Origin of the sequence: Stenotrophomonas sp. 22385, from assembly GCF_052045085.1 — a bacterium.
In the GTDB taxonomy this organism is placed as follows: Bacteria; Pseudomonadota; Gammaproteobacteria; order Xanthomonadales; family Xanthomonadaceae; genus Stenotrophomonas.
Window position 1 is genome coordinate 195882 of the sequence record NZ_JBQEOG010000008.1, and the last position, 21080, is coordinate 216961.

The following is a 21080-nucleotide window of genomic DNA, read 5'->3' on the forward strand; positions in this document are numbered from 1 at the left end:
GACAGGGGAGGGTGGCCATCCTTGGCCAAGCCGCCGCACAGGGCGGGGTATCCCTGGAGATCGGTGTTGCCTCGCGCAGGACGGCATCGAGGAAGCATCCAGTGCGCTAATGATAGTCATTATCATTCGCTTCGGCAAGATTGATAGGCGTTTCGCGCCACCCGCTCTTCGCGCGGCGGCTGCAATACTGGCCGCATGACCGACGCAGACCTGCACGCTCCCGGCGCCTTGCCCGATCCCGCCGGGCGCGACCCTGACATGCTGGCAGCCGATGAGGACTGGTGGTCCCGGGTAGCGGCGCTGTACGACCTGACCGACGAGGTGGTCATGCTCGACAACGGCTACTGGGGCGCGATGGCGCGGCCAGTGTTGCAGTCGTATCACCGCGCCACCGCGCGGGTGAACCGCGAGAACGCCTGGTTCGGGCGACGGGAGTTCCCGCTGCTGTTGGAACACGCGCGTGCAACGCTGGCCGAAGCGCTTGGCGTGGGTGCCGATGAGATCGCGCTGACCCGGGGCGCGACGGAAGCGATGCAGGTCCTGATTGCCGGCTACCGGAACCTGTCTCCGGGCGATACCGTGCTCCATGCGGACACCGACCACGAAAGCGCGATCGCTGCAGTGCAGTGGCTGCGCGAACGCAGGGGGGTGGAGGTACAGCGCATCGTGCTGCCGGAGCCGTTCGACCATGACGGCATCGTCGACACCTATCGCCAGGCGCTGGCGCGCTACCCGCGCACCCGCCTGCTGCTGCTCACCCAGGTCGGCCATCGCAACGGCATGCTGCTGCCGGTGGCGGAGATCAGCGCACTGGCCCGCGCGGCCGGCGCGGACGTGGTGCTGGATGCGGCCCATGGCATCGGCCAGGTCGACACACCGCTGCACGCGCTGGGCGCGGATTTCGTCGGCATCAACCTGCACAAATGGATCGGCGCACCGGTCGGCATGGGCGCGCTCTACGTGCGTCGCGGACGCGTCCAGGACCTGGATCCCTGCATGGGCGAGGCGGACACCGGCGAAATCGACAGCCGCGTCCACACCGGTACGGTCAACTTCGCAGCCGTCATGGCCTTGCCGGCCGCGTTGTCGCTGCACCAGCGGATCGGCGTGGCGAACAAACGTGCCCGTCTGCTGCGCCTGCGCAACCAGTGGCTGGACGCGCTGCGCGACGACGCCCGGATCCAGCTGCTGTCCTCACCGGATCCGCGTCTGTCCAGCGCCATCGCCGCCTTCCGCCTGCGCGGTCAGTTCAGCCTGGAGGCCAACACCGCCACCGCCGAGCGCATGCTGCAACAGTGCGGTGTCTTCGTGGTGGCCCGCGACGGACTGGCATCCGGCGCCTGCGTGCGCGTGACACCCGGCATCTTCAGCTCCCCCCCGCAGATGCAGTCGCTGATCGACGCCGTGCGCGCAGTTGCTGGTTAGCAGGGTCTCCCTGCCGGTAGACGTTCAGCGCGAGCTGCAGGCCTTGGCGATTTCGGCGTCGATGCGCGCCGGTGCGGGGCGTCCGAACATCTCGCTGATCTCACGGCGGGAACGCAGTTCTTCGCATTGTTCCGGATTGGCCGCACCCTCGATCACGGTGCCGCGGACCGGCGGCTGGCCGCGGCCGGCGTCGGCCTGCATGCGGCGACGGGCCTGGTGCAGGTCGCGCTGGGCGCGCGTGCGCTCTTCCCAGGTGAGGTTGGGGTCTTTGACGATCGGGCGGGTCACGCCGGTGTCCTGCTCGGGGGGGCAGGGCACGGTCTGGTAGATGGTCTGGCCGCCAGCGGCACATTTGTACACGCGCCCGGCGTGGGCATTGCAGGCCAGCGCACACAGCGCCAACGTCACGATCGTCCTTCGCATGGTTCCCCCGGCGGGCCACTCCAGCCCTGAATGCGCGGCAGAATACGCGAACCACGTCTCAAAAACACCCGGGCAATCTGTCAACCGGGCAACACGCGCGTCACGACCAACGGTCGTGACCTACCTGCACTGATCCATGCCGGCGGGTGTTGGTCGATGCCCCATCCGGCATTGATCGATGCCCCATCCGGTGTTGATCGATGCCGGATTCCGGTAGGTCACGACCGTTGGTCGTGACCGTGCATTACCAGTGCATCCAAACAGTCAACGCATGCAGCAACAGCCCGATCAACCCACCCACCAGGGTGCCGTTGAACCGGATGAACTGCAGGTCGCGACCCACACTCAGCTCCAGCTGCTCCACCAGGTGCCGTTCGTCCCACCCCTTCACGGTCTGGGCGATATGGCTGGTCACGCCCTCGCGCAGGCGGCTGGTCAGGCGCTCGGCACCGTCCATCAGATGCTGGTTCAGCGCCTCGCGCAGGGAGGGATCGTCCTGCAGCGCCTGGCCGACCTTGGCCAGGCTGCGCCGCAGGTGTCCGGCCAGCGCCGAGTCTTCGCTGGACAGGTCGGCGCGCAGGCTGGCATGGATGCGCGCCCACAGGCCCTGAACGTACTCCTGCACGGCCGGGTGGTCGATCACCTGCTGCTTGAGCTGGTCGACCTTTTCGGCCAGGGCCGGGTCATGACGCAGGCGCCGGATGTAGTCGCCCAGCCACACCTCGTAGTCCTTGCGCAGCGGGTGTTCCGGCTCGGCCAGGATCTGCTGCAGCTCGGCCAGTACTGCGTGCGCCATGCGCTCGGCCAGGCTGTCGCCGATTTCATCGATCGGCTTGACCCAGTTGACCGTGCTGGCCAGCTTCGGCCATTCGCGCTGGATGTAGCGCACGATCAACTCGGACGCCCGCTGCCGCACCGCTTCGTTGTCCATCCACTGGCTGATCCGGGTCAGCCCTTCGTCCAGCACCCGCTGATGGCGGTTATCGGCAGTGAGCAGGCCGAGCAGCTCACCGGCGGTGGCTGCGGCGTTCCACTGCCGCAACTGCTCGACCACGAACGACTGGATGCTGCGGCGCACGGCAGCTTCGTCAAGGAAATCCAGCGCCTGCAGGGCCCAGCCGCGGGCCATGTCGGCCAACAGCCGCGAGCGTTCCGGATCGGCCAACCAGCTACCGAGCCGGCTGGCGGGGTCGAATACCTGCAGCCGGGCCAGCAGTGCCTGCGGTTCCAGGAACTGGTCGCGCACGAACACCGCCAGGCTGTCGGCGATGCGTTCCTTGCTGCGCGGGATGATCGCGGTGTGCGGGATCGGCAGCCCGAGCGGGTGACGGAACAGCGCCACCACCGCGAACCAGTCGGCCAGCGCGCCCACCGCAGCCGCTTCGCAGAAGGCGGACACCCACGCCCAGATGCCGCGCTCGCCGTTGAGGTGGCTGACGACGAAACCGGCCAGCATGGCCAGCAGCATCGCCAGGGCAATGGCTTTGAGGCGGCGCAGCTGGGCGCGGCGGGGGTCAATCGAGGGAGGGGTGTTCATGCGGCAAGTGTATCGACACGGGTGCGAACACCGCCTCGACAGGCATTCTGGAGGGCCGGCCAACGGCCGGCGCTACCATGGAAATTCCTCATCGCTCGACGGTAGTGCCGGTCGTTGGCCGGCAAAACGGGTTACGCCACTTCGCCGACCTGTTGGCGAAGTGACCTCAGCTGCGCGCGGAGCGCATCGTTTTCGAGGGTCAGCGCGATCACCCGCTGGCGCAGCTCGGCCGGACCTTCGCCCAGCGAGGTCAGTGCCTCGGCAATCTCGGCTTCACGACTGGGATCGATCTCCAGCTCGCCATCGGCGCTGTGCAGAACCTCCTGCACTGGTTTGCGCGGTTTGCGCTTGGCCTCGCGCACGCGCTTGGCGGCCTGCTTCAGCTCTTCCTTGCCGGCGGCTGCGGCCGCACGCTGCTCCTCTTCCGGCAGCGCAGCCACCGCCGCCGCGGCGCTGATCGAGATCACCCCGCTCTTGACCGCTTCCACCAGTTCCGGCGCGGCCTGCTTGTGGATACGCTCGATCATCGTCACCTGACTGCTGCTCAGCCGGGCTTCGCGCGCCATGTCGGCGCGGCTCACCTTCGGCGCCGGCGCCCACGGTGGGCTGTCATCGTCACCCTCGGGCGTGGCATCGGCAATCTCGCCGTCGCTTTCGCGCTGCAGCTGGGCCTGGTCGGCGCGGTGGCGCTCGGCCAAGATGTCGCGCTTGCGCAGGGCCAGCACACCGCGCTGGAAGTCGGAGACGCTGCGCCGGCCCAGATGCTGTTCGATCATCCACAGGTGCACGTCATCCATCGACTGGAAGCGGGTGTTCTGCACCGTCTGGAACGGCAGGCCATGCTTCTGGCAGATGCCGTAGCGGTTGTGCCCATCCACCAGTACATCGTTCCACAGTACCAGCGCGTCGCGGCAGCCTTCGGCCAGGATGCTGCGCTCCAGTGCCTCGTATTCGTCGGCGGTGAGCGGATCGATGTAGGCCTTGAGTTCTTCTTTGACGACAATATCCATGCAATCCGGTCGGCGAGCAGCTGTTGACCGCCCATTGTACCGGTCGCCAGCATCACGCCGTGGCGCGGATCATCTCGCCCAGCACGTCCACGATCCGGTCGATCTGCGCCCGGTCGATGATCAGCGGCGGCGACAGCGCGATCACATCGCCGGTACAGCGCACCAGGAGTTCCCCATCGCGGAAGCAGCGCTCGAACACCTCATAGCCCCGGCTGCCGGGAGCATCCTTGCGCGGCGCCAGCTCGACCGCACCGATCAGCCCGAAATTGCGGATGTCCACCACGTTCGGCAGCCCGCGCAGGCTGTGCAGGCGGGTCTGCCAGTATTCGCCCAGTTCGATGGCACGCTCGAACAGGCCCTCGGCGGCATAGGTGTCCAGTGCCGCCAACGCAGCAGCGCAGGCCAGCGGGTGGCCGGAATAGGTATAGCCGTGGAACAGCTCGATGGCCCCCGGCGAGCCCTGCATATAGGCGGCGTGGATGGCATCGGACACCATTACCGCGCCCATCGGCACCGCGCCGTTGGTCAGCCCCTTGGCCATCGTCAGCAGGTCCGGGGTGACCCCGAAGCGCTGCGCGGCAAAGGCGTTGCCGACCCGGCCGAAACCGGTGATGACCTCGTCGAACACCAGCAGGATGCCGTGCTGGTCGCAGATCTCGCGCAGGCGCTGCAGGTAGCCCGGCGCCGGCAGGATCACCCCGGCCGAACCGGCAATGGGCTCGACGAACGCCGCAGCGATCGTCGAGGCGTCGTGCAGCGCGATCAGCCGTTCCAGGTCTTCGGCCAGTTCGGCGCCGTGGCGGGGCAGCCCGGGAGTGAAGGCATTGCGTGACACGTCCAGGGTGTGGCGAAGGAAGTCGGTGCCCGCCAGCAGCGGCCCGAAACCCTTGCGGTTGTTGGGCAGCCCGCCAATCGACAGCCCACCGAAACCGACCCCGTGGTAGGCCTTCTCGCGCCCGATGAAACGGGTGCGCTGGCCTTCGCCCCGCAGCCGGTGATAGCCGAGCACGATCTTCATCGCCGTATCCACCGCCTCGGAACCGGAGTTGGTGAAGAAGGCATGGTTCAACGGTCCGGGGGCGAGCGCGGCCAGGCGCTGCGCCAGCACGAATGGCAGCGGCGAGCCCATCTGGAACGGCGGGGCGAAATCCAGCGTAGCCGCCTGCTGCTGGATGGCCTGCACGATCCGCGGCCGCGCGTGCCCGGCGTTGCAGCACCACAGCCCGGCGGCGCCATCGAGGATCGGGCGGTCGTCCACGTCGTGGTAATACATGCCTTCGGCACGCACCAGCAGGCGCGGCGCGGCCTTGAACTGGCGGTTGGCGGTGAACGGCATCCACCAGGCGTCGAGGGTGGTGGGCGCATGTTGGGAGAGGGAGGACGGTGGGGTTTCCGTTCGGGCCATGGTGCTGGATCTGCGGATGTGGATGGGATCGACTCTACTGCCTGGATCGTTGCTTCGTTGTGGACCGCCTGGCCCGGCCAACGGCCGGGGCTGCCGCGGGTGTCGTCAAGCATCACGGGGCCAGTCAATGTTGCCGGTGCAACCATCCCGCCGGTCGGCGGCGGTCACGTGGCAGAATCGGGCAGCTGATCTTCCCGCACGTGAACGATGTCGACTCCTGCCGCAGCCACCGCCGCCAATTCGCCCCGCCGTATCCTGCTGGCCAGCCTGATCGGCACCACCATCGAATTCTTCGACTTCTACATCTACGCTACGGCGGCGGTGCTGGTGTTCCCGCACCTGTTCTTCCCCGACAGCAGCGAGGGTGCAGCGCTGCTGCAGTCGCTGGCGACTTTCGCGGTGGCGTTCATCGCCCGCCCGGTCGGCTCGGCGGTATTCGGCCATTACGGCGACCGGATCGGTCGCAAGGCCACGCTGGTGGCCGCGCTGCTGACCATGGGCGTGTCGACCGTGGCGATCGGCCTGCTGCCCACCCACGCCAGCATCGGCATCGTGGCGCCGGCGCTGCTGGCGCTGTGCCGGTTCGGGCAGGGCCTGGGCCTGGGCGGTGAGTGGGGTGGGGCGGTACTGCTGGCCACCGAAAACGCGCCGCCGGGTAAGCGCGCCTGGTACGGCATGTTCCCGCAGTTGGGCGCGCCACTCGGGTTCCTGCTCTCGGCCGGCATCTTCCTGCTGCTGGGCCGCGCGATGAGCGATGCGGACTTTCTGCAGTGGGGCTGGCGCGTGCCGTTCCTGGCCAGTTCGTTGCTGGTAGCGGTAGGCCTGTGGGTGCGCCTGAACATCCATGAGACCCCGCAGTTCCAGGCCGCACTGGACCGCAACGAACGCGTGCGCCTGCCGATGTGGAGCGTGCTGCGCCATCATCCGCGCACGCTGGTGCTGGGCACGCTCGGCGCATTCGCCACCTTCGTGCTGTTCTACCTGATGACGGTGTTTACCCTGGGCTACGGCACGACTGTGCTGCGCTACAGCCGCGAGCAGTTCCTGCTGCTGCAGATGGTGGGCATCCTGTTCTTCGCCGCCGGTATTCCGCTGTCGGCGATGTACGGCGACCGCTGGGGCACCCGGCGCACGATGATCGTGGCCAGCGGCCTGATCCTCGGCTTCGGCGTGTTGTTCGCGCCGTTGTTCCAGGCAGGCAGTCCGTGGCTGGTGGTGGGGTTCCTCGCGCTTGGCCTGTTCCTGATGGGCCTGACCTATGGCCCGTGCGGCACGTTCCTGGCCGAAATCTACCCGGTCCAGGTGCGCTACACCGGCGCTTCGCTGTCGTTCAACCTGGCCGGCATCCTCGGCGCGGCGCCGGCGCCGTACGTGGCCACCTGGCTGGCCGGCCGTTTTGGTCTGGTCGCAGTGGGCTACTACCTGTGCCTGACCGCGGTGATCACCATCCTGGCGCTGCTGGCCATGGGCCGGCCGACCCGGCTCAGCGGAAAATCCGCTTGAGCGTGCGACCCAGCCAGCTGCCCTGCTGGTGGTCGCGGGCAAACTGGTTCAGGTGCTGTTTGACCGATTCGGCGTAGGCCTTGTCATCGCCCCGGATGTGGTTGAACAGCCAGCGCGACAGCATCGTGCGCAGTTCGTCGGTGATGTCTTCGCCGGCCTGGAAACGCAGCCGGTATTCGGACACGCGCTTGCCGAAGATCTCGTGCACGCGCTTGTGCGCGGCGCAGAACGGGTAGCCGGCTTCTTCCATCAGCTCTTCTTCGAACGCGAAGTGCGACATGGTGTAGTCCACGAGTTCGTCGATCACCTCGGCCACGGCCACCTTGTGCAGGCTGGTCTGGGCCACGTGCAGGTGGTTGAGCATCTCCACGATCCGCATGTGCTGGTGGTCGATGACGTCGATGCCGATGTTCAGGTCGTCCTGCCAGACCAGAAGTGCCATGCTGCGTTCCCTGTGATGTTCGCTGGGAACGACTCTAGGCAGGGCACGGCGGCTCCGCGTTGATCTGGATCAAGGCGCCAGCGCGGGTTCCCGGGCGGCGGTGGCCTCGCGCGTGCTGCATACGCGGTTGCGGCCGCCGGCCTTGGCCAGGTACAGCTGGCGGTCGGCTTCGGAAATCAGCCGGTGCAGCGAATCCTGCTGCGGACGCAGGCAGCACAAGCCGATGCTGACGGTCATGCGCAGGGTGGTGTGGCCAAGATCCACTTCCAGCGCCGCGATGCGCTGGCGCAGGATCTCGAAATAGCCGATCGCCTCGTCTTCTTCCAGCCCCGGCACCAGCAGACAGAACTCTTCGCCGCCGAAACGGGCGATCAGGTCCTGGTCGCGCGCGTGGTCGGCCACCGCGGCGGCCACCGCCCGCAGCGCGTCGTCCCCGGCTTCATGGCCGTGGGTGTCATTGATGTGCTTGAAGTGGTCGATGTCGATCATCGCCACCGCCACCTGCTCGCCCTCCAACTGCAGCTTGGGCAGCTGGCGCGTGCTCTGCTCCAGGAAGCAGCGGCGGTTGGGCAGGCCGGTGAGGAAGTCGCGGGTGGCCAGGTCCTGCAGGGTGCCGATCAGCTCCAGCTGGTCAACGTTCTGCGAGACGCGGCAGAAGAACTCTTCACGCGAGAAAGGCTTGCGCAGGAAGTCGTTGGCGCCGTTCTTGAGGAAGCGCGGAATCAGTGACGGATCGGTATTGCCGGAAATGCCGATTACCGCCACCTTGTCGCGTGAGCGCAGGGTGCGCAGGCGGCGGGTGAATTCCACGCCCTCCATGCCGGGCATTTCCTGGTCGACCACCGCCAGCCGGATCGAAGGGTGGGCTTCAATCGCCTTCAAGCCTTCGGTGCCGTCAGCGGCCTCGTAGACATCGTGGCCGTACATGCGCAGCAGCGAGGCGGCATACATGCGCGCGGACATCGAATCGTCAACCACCAGCGCGGCGATGCGCCGGTTGCGCTCCAGCCGCTGCACCAACCACACCAGGTAATCGATGCTGCCGGGGGTGTTCTTGAGCACGTAGTCGATGATCTGCTGCTGCAGCACGCGCTTGCGCAGGTCTTCGTCGTATACCCCGCTGACCACTACGGTGCGCAGCCCACGCGAAAGGAAATACTCCACCACCTTGTCGCGGTCGCCATCGGCCAGCACCAGTCCGGTCAGCACCAGGAACCAGCCCTGTTCCTCATCCAGCAGCCGCCCAGCCTCGGCCAGCGAGGTCGCCACCGACACCGGCAGCTCCAGGCGCTGCTCGATGGCTTCCTTGAGCATGCTGGTGAACGTGCGCGAGTTCTCCACCAGCAGGATCCGCTGGGGGAGGTCATCACCGGGGTCGCTGGGAAAGGCGCCCTGAAACAGTGCCGGCATGGTACGTACGCTCGAAATCCGAGAGGGTCGGAAGGTGTATCGGCGTCTTCACGCCGGACTTTAGGGTCAATCTCCGGATCTGTGATCGCCATGTCCGGATCCGCGACCCCATTGCCAGGATCCAACGCCGCAATGCCCGCATCCGACTCCGTAGTGCCACGCCCTGCGTGGCAACCTCGCAACATCCCGGCGTTATGCCATCAAGGCCGCCCGCCAACCATCATGATCCGCCTCATTCAAAGCCTTGGCTTCTAGAAGCGGAAACCCACTCATGGGAGCGGACAGCGACTGCCCAGCCTGCCTGACATCGAATTTCTCGCAGTACACAAGTGCACTTCGCGCCTCATCAAGCACAGTGAACCTGCCTGGCGGAAGCGGCACCTCACCCAGCCTGAACCTGTCCACGAAACCGGAGAGAACGGCAATCACCTGATCTTTGCTCTCACATGTCGCCAGTTCGCGCGTGAGCGCCTCTGCTACGGTCACGATCGCTGTGCTGCGAAGGGCAGGGACCGGCTCGAATGGTTGCAATTCAGGTCGCTGCACGTTCCCCAGCAGCCTTGCGCAGATTGTTCCGGCCATTGCCTGCGATCCAATCTGTTCCACTGGATGGTTGCAGGGACTGATCGGTTCGACGGAAGACGATAGTCTCATTCCAACGGCCCGCAGTTCTCCGCGGATGTCTGGCGGGCATTCCTGGCTCGCGTCCTGAAGATGATGTTTGGCATCCCCGAACTGACCGCTGATGGCCGACTGTCGAACGGACTCGATCGCCTCAACGAGTGTGGTGCGAGTTCTGGCATCGAGCTTGGGAAGCGAAAAGATCCGCAGCAGACCAATCAGCGCGTGCCCGTGTCGAAGGGCATTCAATTGATATGCTTGTCGCGCATCATTCTGCGCAGGGCGGTCACTCCGCACTGGATTGATGTGCGGGTGAAGACTTACCCCGATCTTCAGCCAGCGGTTCTGTACATTCCGAACCTTGATTCGCCCACGGTGCAGGCCTTGCAGCGGTCTAGCAGGGGTTGCCGCGCTGGAGAAGCGCCCAACAATCGTAATGCCCATGCTGAATTGCCTTCTAGGGGTCGCAGCCCATTACTCTGCCGGCTGGTTGAATGAACCGCTTCCCGATTTCCATCGCTCCAAGCAACCCTGATGGCGGCGGTTGGCACGCAGGCATTCAGGAGTTACGTGTGCGATTGAATATTGGAAGTTTCGCTAGGATCTAGTTCCTCAGTATCGTGCCCTGATGCATCTTCCATCGGAGGGTAGCGATGATCCGGCATTCTGGTGTGACACGCAGGCAATGACGAAGCTACGCAATGGTTCCAATCCGCCGTTGGCGGAATCGCGGCGACCACGGCTCGACGAAAATGGTGTGTTGGTTCGCAGTCCTCGACCCGGGCTCCCGGCGAACCCTCCGCCTCCCCCAAAGACTGAGCGGATCTGCTGCCGTTGTATAGCCAACCGGATCAACCGTCATAGGTGCCCGCAGACTCAGAGATGTTGCAGAGCGTGCGACTGAGCGGCGTGGATAGCATGGGAGTGAGCCTTCTCACCCCTCCAACTGGAGATCCCGCCGTGCCCGTGAAATCAGCCAAACTCGCCATCTCCCTCTCGCTTCTGATGTCAGCGCCGATGCTTGCCGCTGCGCAATGCTGTCCAGGCTCTGGTACCGGAGCGGAGCTCGCCGCCCAAGGACTGGGGGAATCGTATCCTTCAGCCAGGAACCTCAGCTTGGACCCAAGCTGGCGTGTCTACGGCTTCCAGCGCGATGGCATAACGTACTATCAGATCAACGACATCGAGGGAAATGTCCTCGCCATCGTTGGGAATCTGGATGATCAGTTCTGGGCCCTGCCCGCGGGTCAAGGTTCGCATGAGGTCTCTTTGCCACCCAGTCGGCTGGAGATCGCTTCCGGCGCGCAACGCCTGCCGGTCTACCGACACCCCGATTTCACCCTGCTGGTCTACCGACACGGTGATCGGTCGATCTGGTCGGTCGAATCCGCAGGTCCGTGACCTAACCGGCACGCTCCTCCAACAGCAGCATCCGGATCCTGTTGTGGCGGCACTCGACTGAGCCGCCATAACCAATTGTCCGTCCGGCAAGCCGTTCCACCGCCTGGGTCAGCGTGGTGGCCGAGAGTGTCTGGCTGGAATTCTGTACAGATATCGACACCATGATTCCCTTCTGTTTCTTAAGCGTCCCGCTACGCGCCCGGATCTGGATCTGCCCTGGTTCATTCCGAAGCAACAGCGCGACTGCTTCGGTCAGGGTGCGATACGCCGCCAGCTGCAAACCAACGCTGAGCTGGCAGGGGTCCCCGGTGAGGCGATGCTCGAGAAGTCGATTTGTGGTGCTCCAGGCTTCACTGATGCCGCCAATCTGGAGAGCAAGATAGAGGCCGACATGCTCAAGGGACGTGGGATAAACCATCGTGACCTGCTCGCGAAACTTCCTCGAATGCAGGACAGTAGTCTTCAGCAAGCTGTTGGCCAGCTTGTCGTGCCCGTGATTTCTGAGCCAGTCAGCATGGTCGCTGAGAGCTCTGTCAAGGTTATCGCTCAGGCCTCGAATATCCAGGGCGCGGGCACGCAGATTCATCTCACTGGCCATCTGAGCCGAGCGGGTCAGGCTCATGGCCTCAGATCGATCAAGCCTGCCATGGACATGGTGGTAGTACAGCTGCGTGATTCGTGAGCCGAGTGCCAGTAGTGCAGTGCCCGTCGCGGCAATGATCTGCTGAGTCTTGAACGTAGCGGCGTCGAAAGACCCGGGGAGGCCTGTGCTGGGGGTTGTTAGGTGGACGGCCAGATTGATCAGGGGAACGCCGATTGCCGCGCCGCGCCACCCATGCATGCAGGTCAGTGCGATGACGGGAGCAAGCATCATGAGCTGGATGGCGGTCTTTATTGCCACGGATCCGATTGTGAAGTAGGTCGGCGCGGCGCCCAAGGCGACCAGCACCAAAACAGATGAGACGGATGGCCAAAGCAACGTGCGGTCCAGCATAGGCTGTTCATGGCGCTTTACCCAGAGTAGTGCCAACGGAGCAACGGTCAGTATTCCGATGTAGTCGCCCAGCACGTGCCGTCCAATGCTGGCGAGAAAGCGTTCCTCCGGTGGCTCAGGCCACAGTAGATGCATCGTCGAAAGCCTGATCACTGCTATCAGGACGGCCGAGCAGGCGGCCAGTGATAGCAACCAGTAAACCTGCTGGGACTTCATGCTTGGCATATGCAGCCGCACGGCCACTGCGACCAAGGGAATAAGAATCGCCGACCCGACGGTGGCCCACGCAAGTCCAAACTCCTCGACCAAGGGGTACCGCACCCATGCTAGGTATGCATACTCACCCAGTGCCAGGTATATCCAGAGGCGCGGAGGCACCAACAGCAGCGCCGCGATCCGGATCCCGGCAGGAAGGTGAAACTGATCGAGGGAAACATCGCGCACGGCCAGACAAGTAATCGCGTACAAGGCCGATAGTGCGATCCCCATGGGCCGAATGCGAAAGTCCAGTCGAAGTCCATCTCTCCACCAATCCAGTTTCACATTCCCCTCCGGTCCCTGCAGGATCAGTGCCAGCTCATGCAGGCACGCTTCGGGCGGAGACGGTATCGGCCGGCCACATCGGAATCAATCGCTGGATCGATGGCTGGAAGCGTCTACGCGCTTGCTTGATCTGCGGGTCTGCGGCGGACTCCACGCGCTTGGAGGGATATCCGACAGATCCTGAGAAATAGTCGGAGGTGCGTCTCACTTCCGGTGCGACCTACATCGTTCTGTCGCCGCCGATGCGCGCCCAAGTCCGCACATATTCCTATCTTCATCGATCTCGTGGGCCTGACGCCTCCCACCCGGAACGAACCCGGATACGGCGCTTCCGATCACCGATCAGCCTTCACCCCAGCACATCCCGCAGCTTGTACCAGGACATCGCGGCCACCAGCAATGGCGTGCGCAGCAGCTTCCCCCCCGGGAAGCGCCCATGCGGAATGCGCTCAAACACGTCCAGCCGCTCGTTCTGCCCGGCAATGGCATCAGCGATGACCTTGCCGGCCAATCCCGTCGCCGCGACGCCATGGCCGGAGAAACCCTGCGCGAAGTACACGTTAGGGGTAAGCCGGCCCCAATGCGGGGCGCGGTTGCGGGTGATGTCCACGTAGCCGCCCCAGACCTGCTCCATGCCCACGTCGGCCAGCTGCGGAAACACCTGGTGCATGCGTCTGGTCATTACCCCGCGCAGGTTCGGCGGTGGTAGCGCCGAATAGCTGGCGCGGCCGCCGAACAGCAGGCGGTGGTCGGTACTGAGCTTGAAGTAATCCAGCGCCCAGCTCACGTCGGCCACGGCCATGTCGTTGCGGATCAGCGCCCGGGCCCGTTCCTCCCCCAAGGGGGCGCTTGCGCCAATATAGGTGCCCACCGGCATGATCCGGCTTTCCAGCTCCGGCGCGATGCCCTGCAGCCACGCGTTGCCGGCGATGACCACCTGATTGGCGGTGACGGTGCCGCTGGCGGTGCGCAGCTGCGGGCGGTCCCCGCGCACCAGGTCCAGGACAGGGCTGGCCTCGTGGATCACCACGCCCAGCCCCTCGGCCGCGCGGGCGAGCCCTTGCGCATAGGCGAGCGGATGCAGATGACCGCTGGCCGCATCGAACATTGCGCTGCGATAGCGTGGGCTGTCGAGCTGGCTGCACAGCTGCTGTCGGTCCCACCATTGGAGCGGGTAGTCGTAGCGCTCCACCAAGGTGTCCATGCCTGAGCGCAGCGCACGCTCCTGGCGGGCATTGATCGCTACGCTGGCATGACCGTCGCGCCAGTCGCAGTCGATGGCGTAGTGGCTCAGGCGATTGCGGAGCAGGGCCATGCCCTCGCGCGAGAAGTCGAACAGGCGGCGCGCATCGGCATTGCCGACCAGCCGTTCCAGCGTATCCACCTCGCAGCCGTAGCCGACAATGGCCTGGCCGCCGTTGCGCCCGGAGGCGCCCCAGCCGACCCGCTGCGCTTCAAGCACGGTCACCCGATAGCCGCGCTCGGCCAGCGAGAGTGCGGCCGACAGGCCGGTGTAGCCGCCGCCCAGTACGCAGACGTCGGTGGCATGGTCGCCCCGCAGCGGCGCGCGCAGTGCCGTGTCGGGCACGCTTTCGGCATACCAGCTGGGTGCGTGTGCCTGGCCGGCCAGGCTCATCGGGGACTCGCTCATGCGCACAGCATGCCAGCAACCCGTGTCGAGGGCAGGTGCGCCCGCTGTGACGGCGGCCGCCGGCGGAGTTAGAGTGGCACTATCACACGATGTTCCAGCCCTTCGGCGAAGCTTGTCGTCGTTACTCCAGCACAGCAGACCGGTCATGACCACCCGAACGCGTTCGCGCAAAGCTCCTTCTCCATCGCGAAAGACGGCCGCTTCCCCGCGGAAGCCGCCCTCGCGCAAGGCCGCCGAAAAGCCGGCCGCCGAAGAGAGCGCGCTGCTGCGCTGGCTCAAGGATCGTCGCATCACCGAGGTGGAATGCCTGGTGCCGGACATCACCGGCAACGCGCGCGGCAAGATCATCCCCGCCGACAAGTTCTCGCACGATTACGGCACCCGCCTGCCCGAGGGCATTTTCGCCACCACAGTCACCGGCGAGTTCCCGGACGATTACTACGAGCTGACCTCGCCGTCGGACTCGGACATGATCCTGCGCCCGGACCCGGACACCGTGCGCATGGTGCCGTGGGCCACCGATCCCACTGCGCAGGTCATCCACGACTGTTACACCAAGCACGGCGAGCCGCACGAACTGGCCCCGCGCAACGTGCTGCGCAGGGTGCTGGATGCCTATGCCGAACTGGGCCTGCGACCGGTGGTGGCGCCGGAGCTGGAGTTCTTCCTGGTGCAGAAGAACACCGACCCGGATTTCCCGCTGCTGCCGCCCGCCGGCCGCTCCGGCCGCCCGGAAACGGCACGCCAGTCGTACTCGATTGATGCGGTCAACGAATTCGATCCGATCCTCGACCTGATGTACGACTACTGCGACGCGATGAAGCTGGACGTGGACACGCTGATCCACGAATCCGGCGCGGCGCAGCTGGAGGTCAACTTCACCCACGCCCACGCGATGGACCTGGCCGACCAGGTGTTTCTGTTCAAGCGCACCATGCGCGAATCGGCCATGCGCCACGGGGTGTACGCTACCTTCCTGGCCAAGCCGATGGAAACCGAGCCGGGCAGCGCCATGCACATCCACCAGAGCCTGGTGCGGATCAGCGACGGCCACAACGTGTTCAGCGGCGACAGCGGCGGCGAAGAGTTCAGCCCGCTGTTCGGGCACTACCTGGCCGGTCTGCAGAAGTACGTGCCGGCAGCGATGGCCTTCTTTGCGCCGAACGTCAATTCCTACCGCCGGCTGGTATTTGGCGAGGTCTCGCCGAGCAACGTGCACTGGGGCTTTGACAATCGTACCTGCGGGCTGCGGGTACCGATGGACACCCCCGAGAACATGCGGGTGGAAAGCCGGTTCGCCGGCTCTGACGCCAATCCCTACCTGGCCATGGCCGCCACCCTGGCCGCCGGCCTGCTGGGCATCCGCGAGCAGGGCTCGCCGACCGCGCCGATCAGCGGCAGCGCCAAGGAGCTGGGCTACGATCTGCCGCGCTCACTGGGCGAGGCGCTGGATGGCCTGGAGCGCTGCCCCGAGCTGCGCGAGATGCTGGGCGAGCGCTTCTGCCGGGCCTATGTGTCGGTCAAACGCAAGGAATACGAGACCTTCTTCCGGGTCATCAGCTCCTGGGAACGCGAATTCCTGCTGCTGAATGTGTGAGCGGCTGGGAAAACAAGCAGTTGCCCGGTACGCTGGCACCGTTCTACCGGTCCGGCCGGTTCCCCCACCTCGCACCTGACCTGCGGAGAGTCCAATGAAGCTGCGAATCCTCACCCTCGGCATCGCCGTGTCCCTGCTCAGCGCCTGTGGCGGCGCCAAGCAGGAAGACAGCAAGGTGCTGAACGTCTACAACTACAGCGATTACATCGCCGAAGACACCATCCCGAACTTCGAAAAGGCCACCGGCAGCAAGGTGACCTACGACGTGTTCGACAGCGACGAGATGGTCGAGACCAAGCTGCTGGCCGGTGGCAGCGGCTACGACGTGGTGGTGCCGACCCTGAACTTCTTCGGCCGCCAGATCCAGGCAGGCGTGTTCCTGCCGCTGGACAAGAGCAGGATCCCGAACCTGGCCAATCTCGATCCGGAGATGATGAAGCGCATCGCGCAGCAGGATCCGGACAACAAGTACGGTGTGCCGTACATGATCGGCACCACCGGCATCGGCTACAACGTGGAGATGCTCAAGGAGCGTTTCGGCGGCAGCACCGAGATCGCCAACAGCTGGGACCTGATCTTCAAGCCGGAAAACATCGCCAAGATGAAGGATTGCGGGATCACGATCCTGGATACCCCGGCCGACATGATTCCGATCGCGCTGCATTACCTGGGCGAAGACCCGCACAGCCATGACCCGGCGGTGATCCAGAAAGCGGCCGACCTGCTCAAGACCATCCGCCCGTACGTGCAGAACTTCCACTCCTCGCAGTACGTGGGTTCGCTGGCCAACGGCGGCACCTGCCTGGTGGTGGGCTGGTCGGGCGACATCATCCAGGCCCGCGACCGCGCGGCCGAAGCGGCCAACGGCGTGACCGTGGCCTATTCGATCCCGAAGGAAGGCGCGCCGCAGTGGTTCGACATGCTGGCCATCCCCAAGGATGCCAAGCACCCGGAAGCGGCCTATGCCTTCATCAACTACCTGCTGGACCCGAAGGTCGCCGCGGCCAACACCAACTTCATCCACTACGCCAACCCGGTGAGCGCGGCCACGCCGATGGTGGATGAAGCGATCCGCAATGACCCGACCATCTACCCGCCGGCCGAGGTGGCCGCGAAGATGTTCACCTACTCGATCAACCCGCCGGAAGTGGACAAGCTCTACACCCGGTTGTGGACCGAGGTGAAGACGGGTCGCTGAGGCGACGGGTCTGAAGGATGGATGGAAGGGCCGCCGGTCAGAATCGGCGGCCCTTTTTCATTGGGAGCAGCGCCGGCGTGCCCAGATGCGAGGCGGGAGGATTCTGGTCGACGGGGAGTCCGTGAAGGTCCGGGTGCCGTGTTCGGACGACTGTTGAAATCCGCGGAGTTGGATGTCGTACGTGGCTTCCTGATCCAGCGCATAGTTGGCGGAGATGTTGACGTCGACAGCAACCTCCTCGCCTGGCTTCAGTGCCACGGCCTCATTCCGTACCTCCGGCACCAGGTTGACCACGTTTCCCGTGTACCTCGCCGCGTTGCCAGAGGTCGAGACCACCTGGAAATAGTCGCTCCACAGTTTTCCGTCAGGCATCGCGCGGGGAATGTCTGCTTCGCGGATCGTGGCTGTCTGTGCGCCTGTGTTGACGTACCGCACCGTCACCACAACGCTGTCGCTGGGTGGCGCGCAGCGTTGCTTGATGGATGCGGCGACTCTCGCTTCGGTAGAAGAAACACATAGCAGGAGGGCAGCCACCATCCATGGCCTTTGGACCCTCACGATTCCATCCGTTCGATGCACGAATTGACCATCGCCGAAGGATACCGTAGCTGCGCGAGAATGCTCGGCAAGAGCGCTTCCGCATCCCGCCCACCATTGCACAGGAAGTTCGAGCTTGGTCGCTGCAGGTTGTACATGCCGATGAAGAACAGGCCCGGCTGCGGGGAGACGCCGTAAGCGCCCAGCGGGTAGCCGTTCGGATCGAGCACGCCCGGTACTTCGAGCCATGGCCACTGTGCGTCGAAACCGGTGGCCGCCACGATGGCGCCGATGCCGGCTGCGTCCAGCCGGATGCAGCGCGGTGAGGCGTCCGGCTCCCAGTCCAGATAGACCTCCTCGGGCAGGTAGCGCGCGTCGTCAGTGGGGATCTCTGTGGCTGTCGTGTAGTGCGCATCGGCCATGTCGTTGAGGTGCTTGTATTCGGCGCGGGTGCCGGCCACCGCTGCGCGGATCTGCGGGCGCGCGTCGCGAAAATGCGCGATGTGGCCTTCCAGATGCTTCAGCCTGCCGAGCAGCACGATGCCGTCGCGGTGCATCGACAGCAGGCTGATCGAACTGCCCATGCCCAGCGCGCCGGTACCCGATACCAAGGGGAACTCCGCCGTTCGCGCCTTCTGCAGGGCGCCCGGCAGCCCCGCGATCACGTCCGGGCGTTCGCTCACATGCCGGTGCAGCAGCCCCTGCATGTCCCACCAGTGCATCGAGTCCCTGCCGCGCACCCGGCGGATGTGCGAGAAGCGGTCGGCCATGGACCAATACACCTCGCGCCCGGCAGTGCGCAGGTCCTGGGCGATCTGCGCGCCGGACTGGCCACCGCCGATTACAAGCACTGCACCGGGGCCGAGCTGCTCGGGTCGACGGTAGTCGCTGGAGTGGACGACCTCCAGCTCGGGGGCAGGGGAGAAGAACGCCCGTGGCCAGCGCGGGCGACGGTATTCCCCGCTGGCCACCACCACGCAGCGTGCTTCCAGCGTCCCTTCGCTGGTGATGACGCGGTAGCCATCGCCTGCCGCAAAGACCCGATGCACGACGCATCCCTCGACGACGGGCAGCTGCCGTCGACGCGCATAGCCGGTCAGCATCTCGATGACGTCGGGCGCGGTGGCGAAACCCGTTGGATCCATGCCGTCGTACTGATAGCCGGGCAGGGCGGTCAGGAAGTTGGGCGTATTGAGACGGAATGAGTCCCACCGCCGCGTCCAGCTGGAGCCGATGGTTTCTGCTTCCAGAACCTGGTGACTCACGCCTGCCTCTACGAGCAAGGCGCTGAGAGACAGGCCGGAGTGTCCGGCTCCAATGATTGCGACATCAAGGTGTGACTTGAGGGAGCGCTGTTCACTTTCCGAGGTCCGCTTGAGCCGGTCACTGGTGTACATGCGTATCTCCTTTTGGTGCGCGTTCGCCATTCTGGAGATAACGCCTTGAAGGAGTTGCATCGTCAACGCAGGATCGTACGGATTGTGATCCGATGCTTGACTCAGCTGATCTGCATTTCCAAACCTGTGCGGGCCATCAAGGATCTGCACACGCGCCCGCCTGGGCTAGCCGGGAACGTCAGAGTAGGGAGCGTTTTCGGCCGTGAAAGCCCGTGAGCCATGCCTTAGGCTGTCAAGCAAGGCGTGTGCAGCAATGTGCAAAGCGCAGGTTGCTTGCTGAGCGAGGGCTCTGCGTTGGGCAACCCTGCAGAGATTCTACCCCGACGATGTGTCGGGGTACGTGCAGCGCTTGCACCGTTACGGGTGCCTTGAATGAAGCCTCACTCTTCACTGGAATAATTGTCAGCGAAGTACTCGAAGTTGTAGGCGTTGTCCGCCGCCAGGTCGCGCTCATTCCCTGCTACCCAACGCGCATCTTCGGGAGAGCTGAATTTGCCGTCGAGATCAGAGACTCCCTTGGACAGAAAGTCATCGAAATGTGTGACTTCATGGTAGATCGTGACCGCCTGTGAGCCAGTCTGGATGTTGGGTCCGACCGGGAGTTTGAAGAACGCAGGGCAGTAGTTGATGACGTGGGCGGAGTTGGGGTCAACCCAAGCGGTAGTGCCGTCCTTTTCGTCTTCGTCCGAACAGCTGCAAGTGGCGGGTGACAGCATTCCATATCGGTCAGCTGCAGCATTGACGACGTCCCTGATTCTCTTATTCACAGGATTTGGGGCATCTGGATCACCATGACTACCGAACCAGCTGCTGTATCGGGGGGTCTGGTTGAAGCGAGTTACAACGTTTCCATCGATAACCTCCGTCCTGTAGAGCGAAGCCAGGTAAGACTTTGCGGCCCGGGCGAGATCGGAGGATGGTCCCATGGCCCCCGTAATCGCGTTCAGTTGATCTGGCGTGCAGGCCTTTTCTGTGTTGGCACTGGCAACTCGTTCCGGCGGGAAATGCGGCTTGATGCTACTGGGGACCGTGATCCTGATGGTTGGAGGTGTCGTGAATACTGCCCGGGTGCAGCGTTGTCGATCACGAGAAGCTGCACACTCTTCAGATTGCTGGACTGAACTTTGGCGGTACTCCGTTGGCGAGACGTCATAGCTCATGCCCGCTTTCAGTTCGTAGTTTGCATGGAGGTTGATGGTCCTGGTCATGAACTCACCTGGCGCAAGTGTCTGAGTTCGACTCAAAGCCTCTCTGGTCATCCCCATGTGGTAGCCCAAGTACCTCGGCCGCGAACCGTCGATTCCCACTACATTGAGCGCGTTGCTTCTGAGTTTCTCGTCTTTTCCCGTGCGCGGAACATCGATCAGGCGGAGTGCGACAGGTTCAGATCCTTTGTTTACGTATGTGACGAGCAGTGCCACGGTGGACGGATTCGCCGACTTGGCTTGCTCTACGGTCGCTACTACTTGCGCTCCGGCAATTGACGGCTGGCATGCAAATCCGAGTGCACACAACGTTGCGAAAATGGCTTTTGTTGACATCTATGTCGGGACCATTGAGGGTGAGGTGGAAGCATTTCACACCAGATTCGTGCATCAACAAAGCAAGCGCCTGCTTTGTGATGAAGGATAGAGTTTTGGATTGGTCAGGGCTTGGATCTGTGAAGTGTTACGCATATCTGCGTGGCAGAGGATTTTCCGGGCCTAGCAAATTCCCTTGCCCTGAAGGTATATCGGTCTCGTGCGCTCAACGCTAACGGTATGTCGGGGACCAACTGGCTGGTCCTCGACGGCTTGACCCGCCTGAGGGCTGAAGGGACCTTTAAGCCCGTTCACCCTGCCTCTGCACCTTTATTATTAGTGTCTTGGGGGACTCAGCTTCTTCCCGGCCAGCCCCAACCGCCACGATCCGGTATCGCTGCTGTCGCCAACGGTCGCTAAAATGGGCCGTCCCCCCGTCCTGATGCCGCTCCTGGAGCCGCTGCCC

17 protein-coding genes are annotated in these 21080 nt (G+C 64.3%); 5 read left to right on the top strand and 12 right to left on the bottom strand.

Annotated elements, in window-relative coordinates; all coding sequences use genetic code 11:
• Positions 1 to 195: 195 nt before the first annotated feature.
• Positions 196 to 1425, top strand: coding sequence for an aminotransferase class V-fold PLP-dependent enzyme (locus ACTJI4_RS15335; RefSeq protein WP_440869841.1), 1230 nt, complete (start codon positions 196 to 198; stop codon positions 1423 to 1425).
• A 24-nt stretch (positions 1426 to 1449) separates the two neighbouring features.
• On the opposite strand, the gene ACTJI4_RS15340 is transcribed toward ACTJI4_RS15335, so the two are convergent.
• The 4 genes from ACTJI4_RS15340 to ACTJI4_RS15355 form a co-directional block, all read right to left on the bottom strand.
• On the bottom strand, positions 1450 to 1848 hold the full coding sequence (locus ACTJI4_RS15340) for a DUF4124 domain-containing protein (RefSeq protein WP_392916202.1): 399 nt from the start codon (positions 1846 to 1848) through the stop codon (positions 1450 to 1452).
• A 244-nt stretch (positions 1849 to 2092) separates the two neighbouring features.
• Positions 2093 to 3385, bottom strand: a complete 1293-nt coding sequence (locus ACTJI4_RS15345; protein WP_440869842.1) for a DUF445 domain-containing protein — start codon at positions 3383 to 3385, stop codon at positions 2093 to 2095.
• A 131-nt stretch (positions 3386 to 3516) separates the two neighbouring features.
• Positions 3517 to 4395: a plasmid replication/partition related protein gene (locus tag ACTJI4_RS15350; protein ID WP_440869843.1), complete on the bottom strand. Its 879-nt coding sequence runs from the start codon at positions 4393 to 4395 to the stop codon at positions 3517 to 3519.
• A gap of 52 nt (positions 4396 to 4447) precedes the next feature.
• Complete coding sequence (locus ACTJI4_RS15355; protein WP_440869844.1) at positions 4448 to 5800, bottom strand: aspartate aminotransferase family protein; 1353 nt, start codon at positions 5798 to 5800, stop codon at positions 4448 to 4450.
• A 207-nt stretch (positions 5801 to 6007) separates the two neighbouring features.
• Between ACTJI4_RS15355 and ACTJI4_RS15360 the strand changes: the two genes are divergently transcribed.
• Entirely contained in the window at positions 6008 to 7303 is a 1296-nt protein-coding gene (locus ACTJI4_RS15360) for an MFS transporter (protein ID WP_392916214.1), read from the top strand.
• Here the strand turns inward: ACTJI4_RS15360 and ACTJI4_RS15365 are convergent.
• The 3 genes from ACTJI4_RS15365 to ACTJI4_RS15375 all read right to left on the bottom strand — a co-directional run bounded on the left by ACTJI4_RS15365 (position 7284) and on the right by ACTJI4_RS15375 (position 10220).
• Positions 7284 to 7745 (bottom strand): bacteriohemerythrin, encoded by a 462-nt coding sequence (locus ACTJI4_RS15365; protein WP_068850625.1) that lies wholly within the window; start codon positions 7743 to 7745, stop codon positions 7284 to 7286. The two genes, ACTJI4_RS15360 and ACTJI4_RS15365, sit on opposite strands and share 20 nt — an antisense overlap.
• 69 nt (positions 7746 to 7814) lie before the next feature.
• Positions 7815 to 9155: a GGDEF domain-containing response regulator gene (locus ACTJI4_RS15370; protein WP_392916218.1), complete on the bottom strand. Its 1341-nt coding sequence runs from the start codon at positions 9153 to 9155 to the stop codon at positions 7815 to 7817.
• A 192-nt stretch (positions 9156 to 9347) separates the two neighbouring features.
• A complete protein-coding gene (locus ACTJI4_RS15375) occupies positions 9348 to 10220 on the bottom strand; it encodes a hypothetical protein (RefSeq protein ID WP_440869845.1) in 873 nt (290 codons plus the stop codon).
• 522 nt (positions 10221 to 10742) lie between these two features.
• On the opposite strand from ACTJI4_RS15375, the gene ACTJI4_RS15380 reads away from it, so the two are divergent.
• Positions 10743 to 11177, top strand: coding sequence for a hypothetical protein (locus ACTJI4_RS15380; protein ID WP_440869846.1), 435 nt, complete (start codon positions 10743 to 10745; stop codon positions 11175 to 11177).
• A gap of 1 nt (position 11178) precedes the next feature.
• On the opposite strand, the gene ACTJI4_RS15385 is transcribed toward ACTJI4_RS15380, so the two are convergent.
• Positions 11179 to 12714, bottom strand: coding sequence for an MASE1 domain-containing protein (locus ACTJI4_RS15385; protein WP_440869847.1), 1536 nt, complete (start codon positions 12712 to 12714; stop codon positions 11179 to 11181).
• A 349-nt stretch (positions 12715 to 13063) separates the two neighbouring features.
• Positions 13064 to 14365 carry an NAD(P)/FAD-dependent oxidoreductase gene (locus ACTJI4_RS15390; RefSeq protein WP_440869848.1) on the bottom strand — a complete coding sequence of 434 codons (1302 nt, stop codon included), beginning with the start codon at positions 14363 to 14365 and terminating at the stop codon, positions 13064 to 13066.
• A 145-nt stretch (positions 14366 to 14510) separates the two neighbouring features.
• Between ACTJI4_RS15390 and ACTJI4_RS15395 the strand changes: the two genes are divergently transcribed.
• Entirely contained in the window at positions 14511 to 15962 is a 1452-nt protein-coding gene (locus ACTJI4_RS15395; protein WP_392916234.1) for a glutamine synthetase family protein, read from the top strand.
• 94 nt (positions 15963 to 16056) lie between these two features.
• Positions 16057 to 17160 carry a polyamine ABC transporter substrate-binding protein gene (locus tag ACTJI4_RS15400; protein WP_440869849.1) on the top strand — a complete coding sequence of 368 codons (1104 nt, stop codon included), beginning with the start codon at positions 16057 to 16059 and terminating at the stop codon, positions 17158 to 17160.
• 57 nt (positions 17161 to 17217) lie between these two features.
• Here the strand turns inward: ACTJI4_RS15400 and ACTJI4_RS15405 are convergent, their stop codons facing one another.
• From ACTJI4_RS15405 to ACTJI4_RS15415, 3 genes are all read right to left on the bottom strand, one after another.
• Positions 17218 to 17694: a hypothetical protein gene (locus ACTJI4_RS15405; protein ID WP_440869850.1), complete on the bottom strand. Its 477-nt coding sequence runs from the start codon at positions 17692 to 17694 to the stop codon at positions 17218 to 17220.
• A gap of 20 nt (positions 17695 to 17714) precedes the next feature.
• Positions 17715 to 19094: a flavin-containing monooxygenase gene (locus tag ACTJI4_RS15410; protein ID WP_392916241.1), complete on the bottom strand. Its 1380-nt coding sequence runs from the start codon at positions 19092 to 19094 to the stop codon at positions 17715 to 17717.
• Between the two features lie 380 nt (positions 19095 to 19474).
• Entirely contained in the window at positions 19475 to 20302 is an 828-nt protein-coding gene (locus tag ACTJI4_RS15415) for a M35 family metallo-endopeptidase (RefSeq protein WP_440869851.1), read from the bottom strand.
• Positions 20303 to 21080 lie beyond the last annotated feature (778 nt).